This window comes from Catellatospora sp. NPDC049111, from assembly GCF_040648615.1.
GTDB lineage: Bacteria > Actinomycetota > Actinomycetes > Mycobacteriales > Micromonosporaceae > Catellatospora > Catellatospora aurea.
The window spans coordinates 1-22,363 of sequence record NZ_JBEZEB010000014.1 but is presented as its reverse complement, the minus strand read 5'-3'; the positions used below and the strand labels follow the sequence as shown (position 1 = coordinate 22,363).

17 protein-coding genes and 1 pseudogene are annotated in these 22,363 nt (G+C 72.2%); 9 read left to right on the top strand and 9 right to left on the bottom strand.

From position 1 onward, the window contains the following. The first annotated feature begins 111 nt into the window (after positions 1 to 111). The 6 genes from AB0B66_RS20665 (at position 112) to AB0B66_RS20640 (ending at position 7,395) form a co-directional block, all read left to right on the top strand. On the top strand, positions 112 to 1,626 hold the full coding sequence (locus AB0B66_RS20665; protein ID WP_360531962.1) for a BTAD domain-containing putative transcriptional regulator: 1,515 nt from the start codon (positions 112 to 114) through the stop codon (positions 1,624 to 1,626). Continuing rightward, a complete protein-coding gene (locus tag AB0B66_RS20660; RefSeq protein WP_360531959.1) occupies positions 1,509 to 2,903 on the top strand; it encodes a tetratricopeptide repeat protein in 1,395 nt (464 codons plus the stop codon). Before AB0B66_RS20665 ends, AB0B66_RS20660 begins: the two co-directional genes overlap by 118 nt. A gap of 150 nt (positions 2,904 to 3,053) precedes the next feature. Next, on the top strand, positions 3,054 to 3,845 hold the full coding sequence (locus AB0B66_RS20655; protein ID WP_360531956.1) for an SDR family oxidoreductase: 792 nt from the start codon (positions 3,054 to 3,056) through the stop codon (positions 3,843 to 3,845). Between the two features lie 70 nt (positions 3,846 to 3,915). Then, positions 3,916 to 5,856: a BTAD domain-containing putative transcriptional regulator gene (locus AB0B66_RS20650; protein ID WP_360531953.1), complete on the top strand. Its 1,941-nt coding sequence runs from the start codon at positions 3,916 to 3,918 to the stop codon at positions 5,854 to 5,856. An 87-nt stretch (positions 5,857 to 5,943) separates the two neighbouring features. After that, a complete protein-coding gene (locus tag AB0B66_RS20645; protein ID WP_360531950.1) occupies positions 5,944 to 6,489 on the top strand; it encodes a hypothetical protein in 546 nt (181 codons plus the stop codon). Between the two features lie 120 nt (positions 6,490 to 6,609). Further along, complete coding sequence (locus AB0B66_RS20640) at positions 6,610 to 7,395, top strand: hypothetical protein (protein ID WP_360531947.1); 786 nt, start codon at positions 6,610 to 6,612, stop codon at positions 7,393 to 7,395. Between the two features lie 7 nt (positions 7,396 to 7,402). On the opposite strand, the gene AB0B66_RS20635 is transcribed toward AB0B66_RS20640, so the two are convergent. Further along, positions 7,403 to 8,521: a hypothetical protein gene (locus tag AB0B66_RS20635; protein WP_360531944.1), complete on the bottom strand. Its 1,119-nt coding sequence runs from the start codon at positions 8,519 to 8,521 to the stop codon at positions 7,403 to 7,405. A gap of 296 nt (positions 8,522 to 8,817) precedes the next feature. Then, positions 8,818 to 9,222: a hypothetical protein gene (locus AB0B66_RS20630; RefSeq protein ID WP_360531941.1), complete on the bottom strand. Its 405-nt coding sequence runs from the start codon at positions 9,220 to 9,222 to the stop codon at positions 8,818 to 8,820. Between the two features lie 314 nt (positions 9,223 to 9,536). On the opposite strand from AB0B66_RS20630, the gene AB0B66_RS20625 reads away from it, so the two are divergent. Continuing rightward, entirely contained in the window at positions 9,537 to 10,238 is a 702-nt protein-coding gene (locus tag AB0B66_RS20625; protein ID WP_360531938.1) for a hypothetical protein, read from the top strand. Between the two features lie 5 nt (positions 10,239 to 10,243). Here AB0B66_RS20625 and AB0B66_RS20620 read toward each other — a convergent pair whose 3' ends face one another. The 5 genes from AB0B66_RS20620 to AB0B66_RS20600 form a co-directional block, all read right to left on the bottom strand. Beyond that, entirely contained in the window at positions 10,244 to 11,035 is a 792-nt protein-coding gene (locus AB0B66_RS20620) for a DUF1295 domain-containing protein (RefSeq protein ID WP_360531935.1), read from the bottom strand. A 229-nt stretch (positions 11,036 to 11,264) separates the two neighbouring features. Then, a complete protein-coding gene (locus tag AB0B66_RS20615; RefSeq protein ID WP_360531932.1) occupies positions 11,265 to 13,511 on the bottom strand; it encodes a heavy metal translocating P-type ATPase in 2,247 nt (748 codons plus the stop codon). Continuing rightward, a complete protein-coding gene (locus tag AB0B66_RS20610; protein ID WP_360531929.1) occupies positions 13,511 to 14,470 on the bottom strand; it encodes a hypothetical protein in 960 nt (319 codons plus the stop codon). The genes AB0B66_RS20615 and AB0B66_RS20610 overlap by 1 nt, the downstream gene beginning before the upstream one ends. Further along, positions 14,467 to 14,679: a cation transporter gene (locus tag AB0B66_RS20605; protein WP_360531926.1), complete on the bottom strand. Its 213-nt coding sequence runs from the start codon at positions 14,677 to 14,679 to the stop codon at positions 14,467 to 14,469. The genes AB0B66_RS20610 and AB0B66_RS20605 overlap by 4 nt, the downstream gene beginning before the upstream one ends. Positions 14,680 to 14,858: 179 nt before the next feature. Then, positions 14,859 to 15,182, bottom strand: a complete 324-nt coding sequence (locus AB0B66_RS20600; RefSeq protein WP_360531923.1) for a metal-sensitive transcriptional regulator — start codon at positions 15,180 to 15,182, stop codon at positions 14,859 to 14,861. Positions 15,183 to 15,354: 172 nt separating this feature from the next. Here AB0B66_RS20600 and AB0B66_RS20595 point away from each other — a divergent pair, with 172 nt between their 5' ends. Further along, complete coding sequence (locus tag AB0B66_RS20595) at positions 15,355 to 17,871, top strand: copper-translocating P-type ATPase (protein ID WP_360531920.1); 2,517 nt, start codon at positions 15,355 to 15,357, stop codon at positions 17,869 to 17,871. A 357-nt stretch (positions 17,872 to 18,228) separates the two neighbouring features. On the opposite strand, the pseudogene AB0B66_RS20590 reads toward AB0B66_RS20595, so the two are convergent. Then, positions 18,229 to 19,185, bottom strand: a pseudogene (locus AB0B66_RS20590) (M64 family metallopeptidase); the annotation flags it as partial. 197 nt (positions 19,186 to 19,382) lie between these two features. Here AB0B66_RS20590 and AB0B66_RS20585 point away from each other — a divergent pair. Further along, positions 19,383 to 20,336 carry a LysR family transcriptional regulator gene (locus AB0B66_RS20585; RefSeq protein ID WP_360531917.1) on the top strand — a complete coding sequence of 318 codons (954 nt, stop codon included), beginning with the start codon at positions 19,383 to 19,385 and terminating at the stop codon, positions 20,334 to 20,336. 88 nt (positions 20,337 to 20,424) lie between these two features. Here the strand turns inward: AB0B66_RS20585 and AB0B66_RS20580 are convergent, their stop codons facing one another. After that, positions 20,425 to 22,155 (bottom strand): cellulose binding domain-containing protein, encoded by a 1,731-nt coding sequence (locus tag AB0B66_RS20580; RefSeq protein ID WP_360531914.1) that lies wholly within the window; start codon positions 22,153 to 22,155, stop codon positions 20,425 to 20,427. Positions 22,156 to 22,363 lie beyond the last annotated feature (208 nt).

Sequence of the window (22,363 nt, the reverse complement as noted above, 5' to 3'; positions counted from 1 at the left end):
CACGGCCCTGGCGTTCACCGCCAGGGCCGTGCCCCTGTGGTATCTATCACGACCCACCACTGTGGACAGAGCCCGTCGCGTCATGCGCTGAAGACGGGCTCGGATCGACAGGTGGGGGTCTCGGTGACGGTGGAGTTCGTAGTGCTCGGCGAAGTCGCGGCGCGCCACGACGGCCGGACACTGCGCCTGGGCCACGCCCGCCAGCGCAGCGTCCTGGCGGTGCTGCTGCTGCAGGCCGGCCGGACCGTGTCGGCCGACCAGCTCATCGACCGGGTCTGGGCCGAGCAGCCGCCCCGCCGCGCGCACAGCACCCTCTACGGCTACCTGTCCCGGCTGCGCCAGGCCCTGACCGCCACCGGCGTCACCGTCGCCCGCGAGCACGGCGGATACCAGCTCACCGCGCACCCGGCCACCGTGGACGCGCACCGCTTCGCGCAACTCGTCGGGCAGGCTCGGGACACGACCCCCGGACCGGCCCGCCTCGCCCTGCTCGACCAGGCCCTGGCCCTGTGGCAGGGCGACGCGCTCGCAGGCCTGGACACCCCCTGGCTGACAGCCCAACGTGACGTGCTGGAACGTGACCGGCACGCCGCCGAACTCGACCGCACCGATCTCGCGCTGGGCCTGGGCCGCCACGACGAGCTGCTGACCCCGCTGGCGGTGCGCGCCGCCGCACACCCGCTGGACGAGCGAGTGGCCGGCCAGCTCATGATCGCCCTCTACCGCGCCGGACGCCCCGCCGACGCACTGACGCACTACCAGGCCACGCGGCTGCGGCTGGCCGACGAACTGGGCACCGACCCCGGCGCCCCGCTGCGGCGGCTGCACCAGCAGATCCTCACCGACGACCCCTGCCTGGCAGCGCCGGAACCGCCGCCTTCGACCGGTCACGGCGGTCCCCACCCGGTCCCGCGGCAGCTGCCGATGCCGCCGCGGCTGTTCACCGCGCGCACCGAGGAGCTCGGGCAGCTCGACGCCGCCGCCGAAGCCGCGCCGCACGCACCGGTGATCGCCGCGATCACCGGGGCCGGGGGCGTCGGCAAGTCCTGGCTGGCGCTGCACTGGGCGCACGGCGCCGCCGACCGCTTCCCGGACGGGCAGCTGTACGTCGACCTGCGCGGCTTCGACCCCACCCAACCTCCGGTCGACGCGACCGCGGCCCTGCGCGGCTTCCTCGACGCGCTGGGCGTGCCCGCCGCGGCCATCCCCGCCGACCCGCACGCGCAGGCGGCGCTGTTCCGCAGCACGGTGGCCGGCCGGCGGCTGCTGATCGTGCTCGACGACGCCCGCGACAACGCCCACGTGCTGCCGCTGCTGCCCGGCAGCGCCACCTGCGCGGTGCTGGTCACCAGCCGCAACCGGCTCACCGGTCTGGCCACGGCCCACGGCGCCCGGCTGCTCGACCTGAACCTGCTCACCGATATCGAAGCCCGCCGGCTGCTGGGCGCCCACCTCGGCCGCGAACGGACCGCCGCCGAACCCGTCGCCGTCGCGGCGCTGCTGCGCTGGTGCGCCGGCCTGCCGCTGGCACTGGGCATCGTCGCGGCCCGCGCCGCCGCCCGCCCCGACTTCGCCCTCAGCGCGACGCCGCCACCCGCCTGGACGCCCTGGACACCGCCGACCTGACCACCGACCTGCGTGCCGTGTTCGCCGCCTCGTACGGCGCGCTGCCACCGCAGGCCGCCCACCTGTTCCGCCTGCTCGGCACCGCCCCCGGTCCCGACATCAGCCTGCCCGCGGCAGCCGCCCTCGCCGGGCTCGCGACCGCGCAGGCCCGACCGCTGCTGCGCCTGCTCGACGCTGCCCACCTGGTACGCGAACACCAGCCCGGCCGATACCGCATGCACGACCTGCTCCGGCTGTACGCCGCCGAACGGTGCCGCGACGTCGACGGCGAACCGGCGCTCGCCGCCGCCGTGCAGCGGCTGCTCGACTTCTGCCTGCGCACCGCATACACCGGGGACCGCCTGCTCGACCCGCAGCGGCCGGCGGACCCCGGGCCGCAGCCGGCGCCCGGCCCCGCCCACCCGCTCACCGACGCGGCCGCCGCACTGGCCTGGTTCGACGCCGAACACAGCTGCCTGCTCGCCGTCCAGCGCCGGGCCGAAGAACACGGCTGGCACCTGCGGGTGTGGCAGCTGGCCTGGGCCACCAGCAGCTACCACTGGCAGCGCGGGCACCTGCAGGCCGGATTCCACACCTGGCAGGCCGGGCTCGCCGCGGCCGAACGACTCGACGACCCGGCGGCGCTGGCCATCGCCCACCGGCTCCTGGCCCGTTCCCTCACCCCGCTGGGCCGCCACCCCGACGCCGTCACCCACCTCGAACAGGCCCTGGCCCTGTTCGAACAGGGCGGAGCGGCCACCGACCAGGCCCACACCCACCAGACCCTGGCCTGGGTCTGGGGCCAGCACGGCGACGACCGGCGGGCCCTGGCCCACGCCACCAGAGCCCTGAGCCTGCACCGCGAACTCGGCAACACCACCTGGGAAGCCGACGCGCTCAACCTCGCCGGCTGGTACAGCGCCAAGCTCGGCGACCACGGTCAGGCGCGCACGCTGTCCTTGCAGGCGCTGGTCCTCTACCGCCGGCACGGCAACCGCAACGGCGAGGCCGCGACCCTCGACAGCCTCGGCTACGTCGCGTTCCTCAGCGCCGCCCACCCCACCGCCCTGCGCCACTACCGCCAGGCCCTCGCGCTGTTCCGTGAGCTGGGCAACGCCGCCTACGCCGCCGACACCCTGGCCCACCTGGGCGAGACGCACGAAGCACTCGGTGAGCACGCCGCCGCCGAGGACGCCTGGCGCCAGGCGCTGGACCTGTACCGGCAGCAGCAACGCACCCGCGAGGCCCGGTGCGTCGAGCAGCAGCTGGCCGCGCTGCGCACTCCTGCGATCAGGTGAGCCGTCCCGGGCCGCTGTCCGCGAGACGGGCGGGCAGCTGCTCATCGAATGCTCATTCGTCCGCGGCAACCTCGTAACCGACCGCTGCCGGACCGTCCGGCAGGGGTGCGAGGCCCCGGCCCCGGCCGGCGGCGCTCACGAGGAGGACGAATGGACCTGCAGCTCACTGGCAAGACCGCTTTCATCAGCGGATCGACCCGAGGCATCGGTTACGCGACCGCGAAGGCCCTGGCCGCCGAGGGCGCCGCCGTGATCCTCAACGGCCGTGATCCGCAGAAGCTGACCGAGGCCGTCGACGCGCTGCGGCGCGAGGTGCCGGGTGCGTCGGTCAGCGGTCTGCCCGCCGACTTCGCGGTCACCGAGGACGTCGACCGGCTGTGCGATCAGATCCCGAGCGTGGACATCCTGGTCAACAACGTAGGGCTGTTCGAGCTCAAGCCGTTCGAGAAGATCTCCGACGACGACTGGCGGCTCTACTTCGAGGTCAACGTGCTCAGCGGCGTCCGGCTGGCGCGCCGGCTCATGCCGGCCATGCTCGATCGAGGGTGGGGCCGGATCGTGTTCGTCAGCAGCGAGTCGGGCGTCGACATCCCCGCCGACATGATCCATTACGGCACGTCCAAGACGGCGATGCTCGCGGTGGGCAACGGCCTGGCGAAGCTCACGAAGGGCACCGCGGTGACCGTCAACTCGGTGCTGGGCGGCCCGACGTACTCCGACGGCGTCGCCGCGACGGTCAGGATGCTGGCCGGCGCGCAGTCTCTGCCCGAGGAGCAGCTGAAGGCGGCGATCATCAGCGCCAACCGGACGACCCTGCTGGGCCGCTTCATCGAACCCGGCGAGATCGCGAACGCGGTCACCTTCATCGCCAGCCCGCTCGCGTCCGCCATCAACGGAACGGCCGTACGCGTCGACGGCGGTGTGCTGACGACGGTGCTGTGAACCGGCCCGGACGGAAGCCGGCAGGACGCTGCTGACCGACTGAGCGGGGGATCCGCGATAGCGTGGCGGGATGCACGGCGGGCGGATCACTTTCGGCGTCCTCGGGCCGGTGACCGCCGAGGACGCGCAGCGTCGGCCGGTCGCGCTGAAAGGTCCGATGCATCGCGCGGTGCTGGGCCGGCTCCTGGTGGCGCGCGGCCGGACCGTACCCGTGAATGATCTCATCGATGACCTGTGGGTCGCGCCGCCCGAGGGCGCGGTGGCCGCGGTGCGGACGTTCGTGGCGGCGCTGCGCAAGGCCGTCGAGCCGGACCGCCCGCCGCGGGCACCGGCTACGTTACTGGTCACCCAGGGCCTGGGGTACGCGCTGAAGTGCGCACCCGATCAGGTGGACGCCTGGCGGTTCGAGCAGGCCGTGGCCGAGGCCGCGACGGCGGACCCGGTCACGGCGCCGGCACTGCTGGACGAGGCGCTGTCCTGGTGGCGCGGTCCCGCGTACGCGGACTTCCCGGACGCCGCCTGGCCGCGCGCCGACCGGTCCCGCCTTTCCGAATTGCGCCTGCAAGCCGTCGAACGACGCGCACAAGCCCAACTCGACCTCGGACAGGCCGACCGGGCCGTGGCGGACCTGGACGGGCACGTCACCGCACATCCGTGGCGCGAGCACGGGTGGGGGCTGCTGGCCCTGGCCCTGTACCGGTCGGGTCGCCAGGGTGATGCCCTCGCGGTGCTGCGCCGGGCCCGTGAGCTGCTCGCCGGCCACCTCGGCGTCGAGCCCGGCCCGGCGCTGCGCACCCTGGAGACCGACATCCTGCGGCAGGAGCCGAGCCTGGACGGCCCCGGCCGGCCGGACCCGGCCGCCGAGGTGCTGACCCGGGTCACCTCCGCCTACGAACGGGTCGGCGGCGGAGCCCGGATGCGGCTGGAGTCGGCGGTCGGCATGCTGCGCAACCTCGCGGTCACCGGCGCCGGCGGCCTTGAGGTGGCCCGTGAGCAGCGGGCCGCAGCGGTCGCGGCCGCCGAGCAGCTCGGCGACCCGGAACTGACCGCGCGGGTGATCGGCGCCTACGACGTACCGGCGATCTGGCCCCGTGCCGATGACGCGCAGCAGGCGGCCGCCATCGTCGCCGCGGCGGAACGGGCCCTGGCGATCCTCCCGCCGACCCGGCCGGACCCGGTCCGGGCCCGGCTGCTGGCCACCATCGCGATCGAATCGCGGGGCACCCGCGACCCACGGCCGGCGCAGTGCGCCCGGCAGGCCGAGGCGATCGCCCGCGCCAGCAACGACCCCGCGCTGCTGGCGTTCGCGTTGAACGGCGTGTTCATGCAGAGCTTCGCCAGCACCGGCGGATCGGCGGCCCGGGACCGGATCGGCGCCGAACTGGTCGGCCTGGCGAGCCGGCACGACCTGGCCAGCGTCGAGGTGCTCGGTCACCTGATCAGGCTGCAGTCGAGTTGCGCCGTGGCCGCGTTCGACCGGGCCGACCAGCACGCGCACGCCGCCGACGACCTGGCCGCCCGGCACGAGCGGCCGCTGGTCGCCGTGTTCACCCGCTGGTACCGGGCGCTGCGGGCCGACCTGGCCGGTGACGACCGGGCCGAGCTGCTCTACCGGGAGGCGGGTGCTCGGCTGGACGATGCGGGGATGCCCGGTATGCGCGACGGGCTGCTGCCGCTGGCACTGCTCGGGATGCGGCTGCGCCGGGGACTGCCACCGGAGGCCGGCGATGAGGACTGGGGGCCGTACGAGCCGTGGGCGCGTCCCCCGGCCCGGCTCGCCGACGTGCCGGATCCGCCCGCGGACCTGCTCGCTGAAGCGCTGTGGTGCCTGCTGGGCCGCGCCGCCATCGCCGCCGGCGATCCGGAAACCATGGAGCGGGTCAGGCGGGCGCTGCTCCCGGCGGCGGCGGAGTGGGCCGGCGCGGCCAGCGGAGCACTGACGGTCGGCCGGGTCGCAGACCATCTCGCAGCGCTGGACGCCGCGCTGCGCACAGCTCGCGCACGACCCTGATGCTCGCCGGTTCGGGCTCGATAAGATCGAATTTGCGGCGGGTACGCCCGCCGAAATGCTGCAGGCGCTGAACCGGGGCAGGGGCTCATGGAATTGATAGTGGTTCCACGCCTGCTGGCCGAACTGCTCGGCCGCCTCGACGACCGGCAGCGCTCCGAACTGGCGTTCGCGTACGCCGAGCACGTCCTCGGCGTATGCGGTGAGGCGCTGAGTGAAACGGAGCGTGCCGCCGCGTCGAAGTACCTGGGTGCGGCGCACGATTTGCTCACCAGGGGCGGCTCTATCGAGCGGCTGGCTGAGGCGCACCACGTCTTCTTCGCCACGCGTGGCGACGGCTCGAGCCAGGCGGACCGCGTCATGTGGATCGCCAAGCTCGCGGTCGACGCGACCTGCCAGCGAGCGCTGGAGGAGCACGGCGTCCGAGCCAGGCAGCACTACCAGCCTGGAGTGCTCGACGTGGCCCGGGAGGGCCGACAGTTGGTCGCGGCCTGGACGGCGCGAAGTGCGGACTCCGGCGATGCCGCGGGCCTGCGGCGTACAGCCTCCTGGGAAGAAGCGCGCTGGCAGCTGATACGACTGCTGGCGGCGATTCCTGTCCCAGACGCCACAGCGGCGGGGCATGACCGCGAGTAGTGGAGCCGGTGAATCGACCGTGGCGGTCCTCGTAGCCGCACCAGGTGCCGGTCGCGTCGAACAGCGACGTGGTCGCGCCACTTCCCGGCTGATGTATTCGCGTTGCAGAAAGGAGACCAGATGGGCTCCACCCGCGTCACAGTGTGCCTTCCCGCGCACCGGCGAAACGAGGTCGACGCCGCCCTCGCGGACGCGCTCGCACCGTTCGAGGCGATGCAGGGTCATCCGGACGAACGAGATGTCTGGGACTCGTGGACGATCCGCGGCGGCAGCGACGGCAGCGGATTCTGGATCCGCCCCGGCGCCGAGGACGACCCGTGGCTGGTGCACGATGCGCCGCGGTACGACGGCATGCCGCTCCCGAGCAGGGCGGGCCTGTGCGCCGGCGGCCCGGTCGGGTCGCTCGAACTAGCCGGGGCACGTGACCACATGGTCGGTCTGGCGGCCGACATGTGTGATCTCTGGCAACAGCTGTCGGCGCGGTACGCCCCGCCGCGGCCCCTGGAGACCTTCGGTGAGATCAGTCTGATCAACCTGTTCGACGACATCGCGACGCGGCGGCACGGCTATGAGGTCCAGCCGCTGGTCAAGGAGTTCCTGGCCGTCCACCCGTGGGATCAGCTGGAAACGGTGCTCGGCTACGGGGAGGACCTGACCCGGCTGTTCGCCGCCGGTCGCGACGAGCTCCTGGCCACCGCAGCCCGGCTCGCGGCGCATCGGACCGACCTGCTCACCCTGGACGGCTGGTGGGTGCAGCAGGACGGCCAGGCGACGCACGGCAGCTGCGACACCTGGGAGAGTTGCCCGCATCGAGCAGACATGCCCACCCATCCGGGCGACCTGCTGCCCATGCTGGCCGAACTCCCCGATGACGTGATCGTCGTCTGCGTGAAGTGCCACACCTGACAGCCGCTCATGGGCCCAGACGGCGGGACCCGGTCCTGCCGTCGAGGTTCCAGCGCAGGTCGAGGCGGCAGCCCGGGGCCGCCTGGAACTGCGCGACGCCCTGCAGGTGCGCGCCGGCGAACCGCTCCTGCTCCGGGGTCAGGTCCACCTGCGGCGGTTTCAGGTCGTCGCCGACCCGGGTGCGGCCCAGCGGCACCGGCAGGTGCGTGGACAGGAACAGCGCGACCAGGTCCGCCATCGCCCCGCCGACCAGCGGACACGGGCCGCGCAGGGCCGAGCCCGTGTCGGCGGCGCGCAGGTAGTCGAAGTGCTCGCCCTGGTACACGGCCGCGTAGCGGGGCTGGGGCAGGCCGTCCCAGACCTTCGTCGGCCGGTCCAGGTCCTCGAAGGCCAGGCCGAGACCGTCGCCGTCGGCCCAGGCGAAGAACGTCGGCCGGCCGATCGCCGTGAGCACCGCCTGCCGGTCGTTCAGTTCCGCGTACGGCGCGCCGAGGCTGGCGAACGCGGCGAACGCCGGGTTGGCCGCCATCACCCGTGAGCCCAGCACCCCGCCGTAGGAGTGTCCGACCACGGCGGTCGACTCCGGCCGCGTGTCGACCCAGCGCCGGTGCTCCCACTGGTTGCGCACCCACGCCAGGTCCGCGGCCGCCGCCGCGATGGCGGGGTCGTCGGCACCCTGCGACAGCACCGCGGTGTGGCTGGGCACCACCACCACGTACCCGCATCGGGCCAGCACCGCCGCGAACCGCTCCCAGCGCACGTGGTAGCCGGTGTTCGACACGCCCTGCGGCGGCTGCCCGTGCAGGAACAGCACCACCGGCCACTTCGTCAGGCACAGCTTGAGCATGGGGGCGTTCGCGGTCGCGCCGTCGTAGCTCGGGTAGTACACGCGCACGTCGCGCGGCGTGCCGTGGACGGCCGCGGTCAGGTCCTGCACCCCCCAGAACACGGGGCGGCCGATGTCGGGGTTCCACGTGACGCCCCCGGACTCGGCCGGATCCTCCGGGCAGCTGCCGGCCGCGGCCTCGATCGCCTCCCGGCAGCCCGGCAGCAGCGTCAACGCCGCGAGCCCGCCCAGGCCCGCCAGTGCCCGTCGCCGGGACAGCCCGGCCGCAGTGTCCGCCATCGACCGAGCATGCGGCCCGGGTAGCCGCCGCACTATGCGATGGGCGACTGCCGCCGGTTCGGCTATCCGACACTCAGCCGGTGATCGATCAAGCGTGCGTCGATGCTCGGTCACCCGTCCTGGGGTCGAGGGTTCGTCGGTTCGAAACCGGCCGGCCTGACCGGTTCAGTGGGCACATCCCATCGCCGGACGTGCCCACTGTCATCACGTGTCGAACACGCGCCACAGCTGGCTTCGGGCCATTCCCAACCCCACCGTTCAGGCGCGAACGGGCCGCTGATGCGCGACCTCGGCTGTCAGTCGCGGTAGAACCAGGACGAGCCGTCGGAACCGCTGTGTGTCACGTCGACGACCTCGACATCGATTTCCCGAATGCCACCGGTGTAGCTGCCGCCGTCGAGCGTGAAGTCCGGAATGTCATGCCACTTGCCTTGGGCCGTGGACACAGGAGAGCACTCGAGGCCGTCGGCCTCAGTGTTCTTCAAATCCGCCATGGTGCTTCCCGCCCACCCTTTGAAGAGAGCCCGTCCGCACTCCCCGCTCTTGACGAACAGCTTGACTCCGGTAAGCGTCACCGAGCGATTGTGCCAGGTGATGCCGCCGGTCACACGAACAGCCAAGGCGCCGCTGCCATGGTAGTAGTCGTCCATGAAACTGGTGTCGGTCGCTTTAGCCGGTGATGTGATCAGGGTGGTGGCCACGGTAATCGCCCCAGCGATCACGACGGGGGCGATACGCCTGATGGTACGAGAAGGCATAGCGGTGTCCTTCCTGGATGGACAGTCTGCCAATCGGAGCGATCATCGCGGCTCACCGTAGCTTAAGAATGCGGCCACGTGGGGGCACGGCTGAGCGCCCGACCTCGATCTCGAATCTGGATAACGGTTGGCAGGCACCGGCCAAGCGGTGGTGACGGCCGAATGCGTACTCTCCCGTTCATGGCACTCTCCGCGGAACGGGTTCGCCCGCGGCGTCGGGCGGCCACGGTCATCGCCGACAGGACTTTGGAGTACAGGTGAACCCATCTGCTGGTGCCGCGCTGGAGCTGCTGGGTCGGGCCATCAGCAGTGGTGGGGGATGCGCGACCTTCCTCCTGGCCGACGCCGGCGAGGTCGGCGACTGGGCGGGTGACACCAACGCGACGTCATCGGACCCGTACGACTCGGAGGGCTCGGACTGGCATCGCGTGCTGCTCGAATCCCTGGACGACGACGTGGTCGAGGTCGACCTCGGTGCCGGGCGCCGGGGCCTCGGCGTCACCATGGGAGAAACCGGCCGGCACACGGTCTTCCGCACGCCGACCGGACTTCTCCTGGCGACTCGCCAGGGCGGTCCCGCCGGCGACGCCGACTACCCGACGGCCGCTGGTTCCACCGAGCGTCTCCTCAGCTCCGACGCCTTCTGGGACTTCGTCTCCGCGCCGCTGACCAAGCCCTTCCTCGGTGGCACCCTGCGCACACCGAGCGGCTGGCTGATGATCATGTCGGCAATGGTGCCGGCCAGTGGACTGCACCGCGACGACTCACCGGTCGAGCTGCCCGCCCTGCTCGACGCCGAGCAGTCCGGCACGGACGCCGTCGAGCTCAGCGACGGGTACGGCGGCCGGGCGTTGCTGGTCCGGGTCGGACCGACGGCACTGTCCGTGTGGTTCGAACACCAACACAGCGACCCGGCGCTGGGCACCGTCGACCGGTGCGAACTGCGATTCGAACGGTAGCGATGTCACGGTGAGCGCGGTGGTAGCGGGATGAACCCACTGGTGCGGTCGACATAGTCGGCGTATCCGGGCCGCCGCTGCAGCAGGCTCGCCTCCAGCAGCGGTTTTCCGGTCTTGGCGGCCAGGAACCAGGTCATCAGCAGCGGGGACAGGATCGTGGCGGCGCCCGCCCAGCCACTGGTGGCGGCGAGCAGGTACAGGCCCCACCAGACGCAGGCGTCACCGAAGTAGTTCGGGTGGCGGGTGTAGCGCCACAGGCCCGTGTCGAGAACCTGCCCGGCGTTGGCAGGGTCGCGGGTGAACCGCAGCAGCTGCGCGTCGCCGACGGTCTCGAACCCGAAACCGACCAGCCATACGACCACGCCCACGGCCAGCCACGCGTCGGCGGGGTCCGATGAGTACTGCGCTACCTGCACGGGCAGGGAGATGAACCAGATCAGCGCGCCTTGCAGCAGGTAGACCACGCCCAGGGCGTAGATGTGCCGGTTGCCCGGGGCGCGGGCCAGCAGCCGTTCGTAGCGGCGGTCCTCGCCATGCCCCCAGCCGCGCCAGGCGATGTGCGCCGCCAGTCGCAGTCCCCACACCACGGTCAGCGCGGTGACCACGGCGCGGCGCACCGGGTCACCGTCACCGGCCGACAGCAGGTACGTGGTCACGGCCACCGCGGCGAAGCCGAGTCCCCACGCGATGTCGACGCCCCGGTGACGGCCCAGCACCACCCCGAACGCGAACGCCACCAGCACCACCGCCAGCGCCGCGCAGGCGCTGACCGCCAGGTTCACCGCGAGCGCGCTCATCGGCCCGCCGAGGGCGTCTGCGGGCCGCCGTCAGACTCCTCATCGCTGGGACGTACCGCCAGGACCCGGTCCACGTCCATCCTCCGCTCCTCGAACGCCGGCCCCCCGCCGGCCGGGCTGAGCCGCCGCACCCGCGCGGCCGGCTCCCCGTGCTCCCATTGTCCCCGGCATCCTCCTGCGCGGCATGAGCCGGTGGCGTCACCGTACGGCGGCGCCACCGGCAGGAGCATCAGCGTGCGGTGACGGTGGTGAAGCCGCGCAGCCGCAGGCTGTTGGACACGACGAACACCGACGACAGCGCCATCGCCGCACCGGCGATCATCGGGTTGAGCAGCCCCAGCGCCGCCAGCGGCAGCGCTGCGACGTTGTAGGCGAACGCCCAGAACAGGTTCGTCCTGATCGTCGCCAGGGTGCGGCGCGACAGCCGGATCGCGTCGACGGAGGCCATCAGGTCACCGCGGACCAGGGTCAGGTCCGCGGCCTCGATCGCGGCGTCGGTGCCGGTGCCCATCGCCAGGCCGAGGTCGGCCTGGGCGAGGGCAGCCGCGTCGTTGACACCGTCACCGACCATCGCCACGACCTTGCCCTGTGCCTGCAGCCGTTTGACGACGGCCACCTTCTCCGCCGGAAGGACCTCGGCGATCACCTCGTCGATACCGACTTCGGCGGCGATCGCCGTGGCGACGGTGGTGTTGTCGCCGGTCAGCAGCACCGGGGCCAGTCCCAGCGCGCGCAGCCCGGCCACCGCCTGCGCGCTGGTCGGTTTTACCACGTCGGCGACGGCGAACACCGCCCGCGCCGCGCCGTCCCAGCCGGCCAGCACCGCCGTGTGCCCGGCGCGTTCGGCGGCCTGCCGCGCCGCTTCGAGTTCGGCGGGCACGGCCAGGCCGTGCTCGGCCAGCAGCGCTGCCCGGCCCACGACCACGGCGACGCCGTCGACGGTTCCCGTGACGCCCAGGCCCTGGGTGTTGGCGAACCCCGACACCGCCGGCAGGTCGCCTGCCGTCGCCGCGGCCGCGGCGACAGCCTGCGCGATCGGATGCTCGGAGGCGGCCTCGGCGGCCCCGGCCAGCCGTAGCGCTGTCGCGCGGTCAGTGCCTTCGGTGGTGACGACGTCGACGAGAGTCATCCGGCCCGTGGTCACGGTGCCGGTCTTGTCGAGGACCACCGTGTCGACGCGGCGGGTGGACTCCAAGACCTCCGGCCCTTTGATCAGGATGCCGAGCTGTGCGCCGCGGCCGGTGCCGACCAGCAGCGCGGTCGGGGTGGCCAGGCCCAACGCGCACGGGCACGCGATGATCAGCACGGCTACCGCGGCGGTGAACGCCGCCGCGACGCCGTCGCCGGTCCCGAGCCAGTACCCCAGGGTCGCCACCGCGAGGGCGATGACGATCGGGACGAACACCGCCGAGATCCGGTCCGCGAGGCGCTGCGCGGCGGCCTTGCCGGTCTGGGCCTGCTCGACCAGCCGCGCCATCTGCGCCAGCTGCGTGTCGGCCCCGACCCGGGCCGCCCGCACGACCAACCGCCCGCCGACGTTGACGGTCGCGCCGACCACCTGATCACCGGGGCCGACCTCGACCGGCACCGACTCGCCGGTCAGCATCGACGCGTCGACGGCCGAGCTGCCGTCGGTGACGACACCGTCGGTGGCGATCTTCTCCCCGGGCCGGACCACGAACAGGTCCCCGACGGCCAGCTGAGCGACCGGGATGCGCTGCGCGCGGCCGTCGCGCAGCACGGTGACGTCCTTTGCGCCCAGTTCCAGCAGCGCCCGCAGGGCCGCACCCGCGCGGCGCTTGGACCGGGCCTCGAAGAACCGCCCGGCCAGGATGAACACCGTGACCGCGGCGGCGACCTCCAGGTAGATGTTGCCACCGCCGTCGCTGCGCGAGATCGACAGGCTGAACGGATGCGTCATACCCGGCCGGCCGGCGGTCCCGAAGAACAGCGCCCACAGCGACCACCCGAACGCGGCCAGGGTCCCGACCGAGATCAGGGTGTCCATGGTCGCGGCGCCGTGACGCAGGTTGACCCATGCGGCGCGGTGGAACGGCGCTCCGCCGTACACCACGACCGGTGCGGCCATGGTCAGCGACAGCCACTGCCAGTTCGTGAACTGCCACGCCGGCACCATCGCCAGCAGCACGACCGGCACCGCGAGCACTGCCGAGACCCACAGCCGCTGCCGCAGCCTCGCCAGCTCGTCGACCGGCTCGCCTGCCTCGCCCGGTTCGGTGGCCGGGACGGCGGCGGAGTAGCCGGTCGCCTCGACCGTGGCGATCAGGTCATCGGCCGACAGCGTGTCGGGGAAGGTGACCGACGCCTTCTCGGTGGCGTAGTTGACGCTCGCGGTGACCCCGTCCATGCGGTTGAGCTTCTTCTCGATCCGCGCGGCGCAGGAGGCGCAGGTCATGCCGCCGATGGACAGCTCGATCCGCCGGGTGGCGTAGGTGAGCTGCGTGCTCTGGCTCATCAGTGGCCTCCTTCGTGTCCGTGCGGCGATGCGCTGGGCGCGGGCGCCGAAGCGGTCGTGGCGGGCGGGGTCTGCCCGGCGGCTGCGGTGAACGCCGCGGTCCGTACGACGCCCGCATGCCGGAAGTCCAGGAACAGCCGGTAGGCCCCGTCGGAGGGGACGTCGGCGTGGAAGACGATCTGCGGCCCGGCCGCGGTGTGTCCGTCGCCGGGTTCACCGTCGGGGTGCACGTGCAGGTAGGCCAGGTCACCGTCGCGCAGCGCCACCAGGTGGCCGTACGCGGCAAGGTAGGGCTGCAGGTCGGTGACGGGTTTGCCGTCCCTGGCCACGGTCAGGGTCAGCTTTGACGACGTCCCGGCGACGAGGTCGCCGTCGAGGGTCACGGTGTAGCCGTCGACGGTCGCCGTGCGGCCGGGCGCGGGCAGCGGCTGCGGCCGGTAGTCACCCGCGGCGGGCAGGTCCACGCCCAGGGTCAGCGGCCGGTCGCGGCCCGCCGGCTGGAAGTCGGCGAACAGACGGTACTGCCCGGCAGCGGGTGCCTTCAGGTCGATCTGCCATACGCCGTCGGTGCCCAGTGTCGGGTGGACGTGCTGGAAACCGGTCAGGTCCCGGCGGACGGCGATCAGGTGCAGGTCCTTGTCGTGCGTCGGGGTGTAGGCGGTCACCGGTTTGCCGTCCGGGCCCAGGACCGCCAGCCGCAGCGGGGCGGGCGAGCCGGTGGACAGGGCCGTGGTCAGCGGCTGCAGCCGGTAGCCGTCCTGAGTGGTCTGCAGCCCTCCGGGAATCGCGGGTGCGGTGGTGGCCGGTGCCGCGTCGTGGCCGCCGTGTGCCGTGGCCGCGGCGTGGGTGTCGCCCGCGGCGGCGGGGGAGGGGCCGGCCAGATGACCGGCCCCGTACGACGCTGCGAACACCGCGGCCAGGCCGAGCCCGAACAGGCTCAGCTTGAGCGGGGTGTTCATGACTGTGCTCCGATCAGTTCGTAGCCCGCCTCGTCGACCGCGGCGGCGACCGCGGCCCGGGCGAGGGGTTCGGTGCTGGTCACGGCGACCGCACCGGTCGTCAGGTCGATTCGCACACCGGTCACGCCGTCGATCCTGCCGACCTCGGCGCTGACCGAGCTGACGCAGTGTCCGCAGGTCATGCCCTTGACGGTGTATACGGTCTCCATCGCCACTCCCTTCGGCTGTATACCCCAGGGGGGTATATCGAGGTCACCCTATCATACCCCCGGGGGGTGTCTATGGGCGAGACCATGAAGGCCGTCACACCCGGCCGGTGGTTCCGGTAAGCGGCACGCGGCGGGCGCCCGTGATCGGGCGCCCGCCGCGCGACGACGCGATGGCCGGCTCAGCCGCGCTTCATCAGCCGTCCGACCGCGGCCATCATCTCGGTGGCCATCTCGTCGGCGCGTCCCTGCTCGGCGCCTTCGTGCATGCAGTGGCGGGCGTGTCCGTCGAGCAGGCCGAGCCCGACCTTGTCCAACGCGGCCTGGATCGCCGAGATCTGGGTGAGCACGTCGATGCAGTACCGGTCCTCTTCGACCATCTTCTCGATGCCGCGGACCTGGCCCTCGATCCGGCGGATGCGGGTCAGCAGCTGGTCCTTGCTGGCGGTGTAACCGCGGGTGGGCCTCGGGGCGGCAGGCTCGGCGGGGTGCGTCTGCGTCGTCATGGCACCACTATAGCGAAACCCCCCGGGGGTATGTTAGTGTTCGGGCAGCGCTCAGATACCCCTTGGGGGTATAGCCACCGGCGGCTCACGAACGATCAGAACCACGGGTGGGCCCTACCCCAACGGGGTATGTTCCGAAGTGGATCTAGAGAAGACGGTATGGGGGACCGACATGAACGACCACACCGGCCACCACGACCGCGGCTCCGAACAGGGCACCCGGGTCGCCGAGGTCGCGCTGGATTTCTGCTTCTGCGCCACCGAACTGGCCGCCCTCGAGCGGTTCCTCACCGCGCAACCTGCGATCACCGCGGCCCACGCCGACCGCACCCGTGCCGTCGTGCACGTGACCTACCACCCGCACCGCACCGACCCGGCCACGATCCGGCAGTTACTGAGCAGCCACGGGTACGGCTGCCAGTGCGTCGACTGCGACGCCTCCTGCTGCCAGCCGGGCCACCCGGCCGCCGGAACGCCAGACGAGCCGCACGCCCACAGCCACCACCCCAGCCACACCGCCGCAGCAGCCGCCGAGTCCCACACCGCACACCACGACGTCGGGCACAGCGCCGACCCCGGCACCGTAGCCGCAGCGCGTGCCGACACCGGCCACGGCGAACACGCCATGGACCACGACGACGCCCAGCACGGCGGCCATGCCGAGCACGACGGACACGACGAGCACGCCGGTCACGGCGCCGACATGGTCAACTCGATGCTGCGCCGCTTCGTCATCAGCGCGATCCTCACCATCCCGATCGTCGCGTTCTCGCCGATCGGCGAGGTGGCCGGCCTGCCGTCGCAGCCGCCGTTCGGACTGTCGATGGGCTGGTTCGGGCTGATCCTGGCCACCCCGGTCGTGTGGTGGGGCGGCTGGCCGTTCATCTCCTCGGCCGCCCGCTCGCTGCGCTACGGCGAGGTCACCATGATGACCCTGATCGCCGTCGGCATCCTCGTCGCCTACCTGTACTCGGTCGGCGCGACCCTGGCCGGCGGGCACGAGGTGTTCTTCGAGGCCGCCGCGATGCTGACCACGCTGAGCCTGCTCGGACACTGGCTGGAGATGCGCTCACGCTTCGCCACCGGCCGCGCCGTCGAAGCGCTGCTGTCGCTGGCGCCGCCGACGGCGATCGTGCGCCGCGACGGCCACGAGACCGAGATCCCGCTCGACCAGGTTGTCACCGGTGACGTCATCGTCGTCAAGCCTGGTGCGAAGATCCCCGTCGACGGCACCGTCGCCGACGGGTCGTCCTACGTGGACGAGTCGATGATCACCGGCGAGCCGGTGCCGGTCGCCAAGCAGGCAGGCGACACCGTCGTCGGCGGCACCATCAACACCACCGGCGCGTTCACGTTCACCGCGACCGCCGTCGGTGCCGACACCGCCCTGGCCCGCATCGTCGCCATGGTCCAGAACGCGCAGGCGTCCAAGGCCCCCGCGCAGCGCCTGGCCGACACCGCCGGCAAGTACCTGGTCTACGTCGCGCTCGGCGCCGGTGCGCTGACCTTCGCCGCCTGGATGCTGTGGGGCGCCCACGGCGTCGGGTTCGCGCTCACCGCGGCGGTGTCGGCGATCGTCATCGCCTGCCCCGACGCGCTGGCCCTGGCCACCCCGACCGCGATCACCGTCGGCGTCGGGCAGGGGGCCCGCGGAGGGGTGCTGTTCAAGAACGCCACCGCGCTGGAGGCCACCGCCGGCATCGACACCGTCGTGTTCGACAAGACCGGCACCCTCACCCAGGGCAAACCGGCCGTCACCGACCTGGTGCCCGCGGCGGGGTTCACCGACGAGGACCTGCTGCGCCTGGCCGCCGGTGCCGACCAGCCCTCACAGCACCCCCTCGCCGCGGCGATCGTCGACGCGGCCGGGCAGCGCGGCTTCGACCTCACCCCGCCGGAGGCGTTCGACTCGATCCCCGGCCACGGCGTAGCGGCCACCGTCACCGGACGCCAGGTCCTGATCGGCAACGCCCGGCTCATGCGGCGCGACGGCGTCGACGTCGCCCGGCTGCAGCCGCAGGCGGCCGCGCTGGCAGCCGACGGCAAGACCGCGATGTACGTCGCCGCCGACGGAAGGCCGGCCGGCGTCGTCGCCGTCGCCGACCCCATCCGCGACCAGGCCCGTACCGCGATCACCGAACTGCACCGGGCCGGGGTCCGCACCGTGATGCTCACCGGCGATCAGCGCTCCACCGCCGAAGCCGTCGCCCGCCGGCTGGGCATCGAGACCGTCATCGCCGAGGTCCTGCCCGCCGACAAGGCCGGTCACATCACCGCGCTGCAGCAGTCCGGAGCGAAGGTCGCCATGGTCGGCGACGGCGTCAACGACGCCCCCGCCCTTGCCCAGGCCGACATCGGCGTCGCCATCGGCGCCGGCACCGACGTCGCGGTGGAGACCGCCGACGTCGTGCTCATCCGCGACAACCCCGCCGACGTCGGCTACGCCCTGTCCACCGCCCGCGCCGTCCGGAAGAAGATCAAGCAGAACCTGTTCTGGGCCGCGATCTACAACCTGCTCGCGATTCCGGTCGCCGCAGGCGTGCTGTACCCGAGCCTGGGCATCCTGCTGCAACCGCAGTGGGCGGCCCTGCTGATGAGCGCCTCCACCATCATCGTCACCTTCAACGCCCTGCTGCTGCGCCGCCGCAGGCCACCGGCCCGGCGGGCCAGGGCCGCCACGGCCGGCTGAACGCACCGCGTTGCGGGGGCGCCCGGCGGCGCCCCCGACCGGTCACGGTGCGCTGTAGGCGAAGGTGTACGAACCGGAGCCCGACACCGACTGCAGCAGGTACGTGTAGTACCCGGCGGTGCCGCTGTAGGTCAGCACCTCGTCGGGGCCGCCGGTCGCGGCACTGGCCACGACGGTCCACGCAGAGCCGTTCCACTTCTGCAACTGCAGGTTGAACTCGGCTCCGGTGGGACCGTCCAGGCAGGCACGGTGGGTGCCCGACGCCGCGGTGTAGTAGTAGGTGCCGTCGGGCTGGTACGCCGAACCGCCGCCGGACAGGCTGCCGGTCCGGGTGTTCTGATATCCGGTGCACCCGCCGCCACCGCCGATCTTCGCGCGGATGGCCCGGTCCATCGCATCCAGGCCGACCAGGTTGAACGGCTTGCCCAGCGTACGCATCAGCGAGTCCTGCGAGGGCCGGTAGATCCCGTTGGCGTACTGGTGCCCGCCCTGGTGGCAGCCGATGACCCCGCCGTCCGGGGTGGCTCGGCCCAGGTACGCCGACCACTTCGCGCAGCCCGACGACTTGGTGACATTGGGTTCGCGCGGCTCGGCGCCGGTGTAGGTGGTGCCGGCGGTCCAGTACTCGTCGGCGAGCCCGCCCACCGAATGGCCCAGCTCGTGGATCGCGATCTGCCCCGACCGCGCGTTGCCGCCGGACACCGTCGCCAGACTCGGATACCCCGCCCCGCCGTACTTGGTGGTGTTGCCGACCGCGATGATCGCGTCGACGGCGGGGGCCTGGGCGGCGTACTGCTTGGCCTTGGTCTCGTTCAGGCACAGCAGCCGCTCGATGCCGCCGCACCAGAAGTACATGTCGAGCGCGGTGTTGCGGCTGATCCCCTGGGTAGGGTCGTTGTCCACACCGGACTGGGCCGACACGACCTCGACGAGCCACACGTTGACCGAGGCCCGGTGCGTGCTCCAGGGCGCGGTCGCGGCGATCTCGTCCCATTTGGCCTGCGCGTGCTGGCGCAGCAGGCCCATCTCCGACGAGGTGTACCCGTCGCCGACGATGACCAGGTCGAAGCGCTCGCTCGGCGGCCCGGTGTCCTGGATCGCCACCGTGGCGGCAGCGGCGGCCGCGGCGCGGCTGTCGGGGCTGGTCGTGGTGGTGCGTTCGGCGGGCAGCAGCATGGTGGCGATGGTCCCGTCGGACGAGAACACCTCCCGCCACTGCCGGTCCTGCGGCGCGGCGGCGGCGGGCGCGGCGGTGAGGGTCAGGATCGCCGACAGCAGCGCGGTCGCGGCGAGGGGCAGGGGACTTCGGCGCATCGGCGCCTCCTTCGAGGGCTGGTACGGAAACGCCCGCCGTCGCCGACCCTGAGACATCGATGACGGTGCGTGGATGGTGTCTCACTGTGCCGCCCGGCAGCCCAGCACCGGCAATCCCGAGGTGCCATAACCGCCGCGTGATGGCTGCGCCCCGCGCGGCCTTCCCCACCGGCCCGGCTTGGCATAACGTGCCGCTCGTGGAGCTCGAATTGCGCCATTTGCATTCGCTGTGTGTGATCGCCGACTCCGGCAGCCTGACCAAGGCCGCGACCCTGCTCGGCGTCTCACAGCCCGCGCTCACCGCGCAGCTGCAGCGGGTGGAGCGCGAACTCGGCGCGCAGATCTTCCTGCGCGGCCGCCGCGGCGTGACCCCGACTCCGCTGGGCCAGTACCTGCTCACCCGCGCCCGCGGGGTGCTGCTGGCCATGGACGAGCTACGCAGCGGCGTCCGCCGGCACCCGTCGACGCAGCGGCCGGTCGTGCGGCTCGGCGGGATCGCCGGCGCGGTGTCGGTCGGCCTGGCCGACCGCCTCAGCGACCTGCTGCCCGAAGCCGAGGTCCGGCTGACCACCGAATACTCGCCCCGCCTGCTGTGGGAGCTGCTGCTGGCCGGACGGCTGGACGCCGTCGCCACGGTCGACTACCCGGGGTTTCCGCTGCGCCAGCCGGTCTCGGTGCTGGCGGAGGTCGTCGCGGTGGAACCGGTGTTCGTCGCGATGTCGCACCAGCACCGCCTGGCCGGCCTCGACCGGGTGGACCTGGCCGCACTGGCCGATGAGCCCTGGGCGCTGAGCCCGCCGGACGGCTCCGGCTGGCCCGACTGCTTCCTCGTGGCCTGCGAGCAGGCCGGGTTCCGCCCGCGCGTGCTGTACACCGTCGCCGACGCGCAACCGCTGCGCGAGCTGATCGCCACGCGGCGTGCGATCGCCGCCTGCCAGGCGGTCTTCGACAGCACCGACGGCGTCGCGGTCAGGCCGCTGGCCGGTGATCCCGTCAAGATGCGGCACCTGCTGGTCTGCCGCGACGAGGGCCCGCTGGCGCACATGTTCGACGGGCTGGTGCGCCTGGCCCGCGAGGCGTACTGGGCCTATGCCGGCCGTCGTCCGCACTACCAGGCCTGGCTGCACGCCAACGGGCAGTCCGGCGGATAGTTCCGCGAGCCGATCGATTCGGCAGCGGCACCGTCGGGTGGACGGACCGAAGCCCACCCACCCGACGGATGCGATCCGCGCGGGAACCTCAGAGGGTCAGCACGACGGTCGAGATGCTGCGGGCGCCGACGGTCACGGTGACCCGACCTCCGTTGACGGTCACCGGCTGGCCGGCCGCATTGGCGTTCTGGGACGTGAGGTAGTGCGCCGCCGTCGCGACCTGCGCGGGCGCCTGGATCACCGCGTTGCTGACGGTGCTGGACGACCGGTTGAGGATCACCAGGGTGATCTTTCCGTCGCCCTGGTAGGCGGTCACCTCCAGCGGCGCGGCCTTGGCGCTCTTGGTCAGGGCGATGCGCTGGTAGCCGGGTCGGACATATTTGGCGTACTGGGAGAACGCGTAACCGCGCTTGAGCGGAGCCCCGGCCGTGGTGCCGTACGCGGACTCGCCGTCGCCGATGAACGAGTAGTAGCGCTTGCCGTACCACCAGATGTAGGCGCTCCAGTTCGACTCCATCGACTTGTGCACCGTGCGCATGATGTCGTCGAGCGTCTCGTTCCAGACCGCCAGGTTGGCCGGGTTGCCCCAGATGTTCGAGCCGCTGCCGTCGGCCTCGTGGAAGTTCCACTCGGTCATCCACACCGGCTTGCCGTACTGGGCGGCCCGCGCGTACGGCGCCAGCCGCCCCGAGGACTCGGTGCCGTACAGGTGGCCGCCGATGTAACCGATGTTGTTGCGGGCGCACGAGTCGTTCAGCGTCGGATCGGTGTAGCCGTAGTTGAGGTTCACCGCCTCGGCGACCATCAGCCTGGTGTTCTGCACTCTCGCGCCCTGGGCGCAGACGAAGGTCTGCAGTTCCGTGCCGCTCCAGTCCATGGAGTCGTAGTCGGGGTGCCAGTCCGGTTCGTTCTGTACGGAGGTGACGTCGATCGGCACACCCTGGCCCCGCATGTACTGGACGTAGCTGTTGAGGTGGTTGGCGTAGTCGTCGTAGTAGTCGGTCCTCAGTTTGCCGCCGTTGACCCGGCTGTTGTTGGTCTTCCACGCCGCGGGCGCGGTCCACGGCGACGCGAGGATCTTCACCCCGGACCCGTACGACTTCGCGGTCTTCAGGGCGTTCACGTGCGTCGACCACTCGCTGGAGACCGGTGAGACGCCGGTCCGCACGATCGACAGGCCGAGCTGGTTCTGGCCCAGGCCGACCAGCGTCTGCGTCTCGGCGGTCGACCAGGCTCCGCCCCAGATCGACGTCGCGGCCCCGAATCCGTCGATCGTCTGGTACCTGCCGGCGGTGTCCACAGTGATGTCCGGGGTGGTGGTCGGTGAGCTGCTCGGGGCGGCGCTGGGTGAGGCGCTGGGTGACGCGCTCGCGGTCGCCGTGGGCGAGGCGGTCGGCACCACGCCGCCGGTGCAGGCCGTCCCGTTGAGCACGAACCCCGTCGGGGCGGGATTGCTGCCGGTCCACGAGCCGTTGAAGCCGAACGACACGGTGCCGTTGGTCGCGACGGAGCCGTTGTAGTCGACGTTTCTGGCGGTGACCGCGGCGCCGCTCTGGGTCAATGTCGTGTTCCACGCCTGCGTGACCGTCTGGCCGGCGCTGAACGACCAGGTCAGCGTCCAACCGGTCACGGGGTCCCCGAGGTTGGTGACGGTGACGGCGGCGCCGAACCCACCCGCCCACTGCGACGACACGGCGTAGTTCACCGCGCAGCCCGCCGCTGCGGCCGACACCGGCACCGCCACGGCGACCGCGGCTGACGCCAGCAGCACCGCGCCGACCGTCACGAGCCCGGCGTGGTTGGTTCTGCGTCTGTTCATGAGTCCCTCCTCGAACATGATCAGCCGGTGCTGATGGGGTGCCCTGCCGGTCCGGTCCGGCAGGGCACGACTCGCGATGTCAGCGCTGCAGGGTGAGCAGGCCCGGTCGGTAGGGCAGCAGCCCGTAGTCGCCGCCGGAGTTCGGCGAGCGGCCCTGGTAGAGCAGCTGCAGGTTGCAGGGGTCGATGGTCATGGTCTGGTCGGCGTT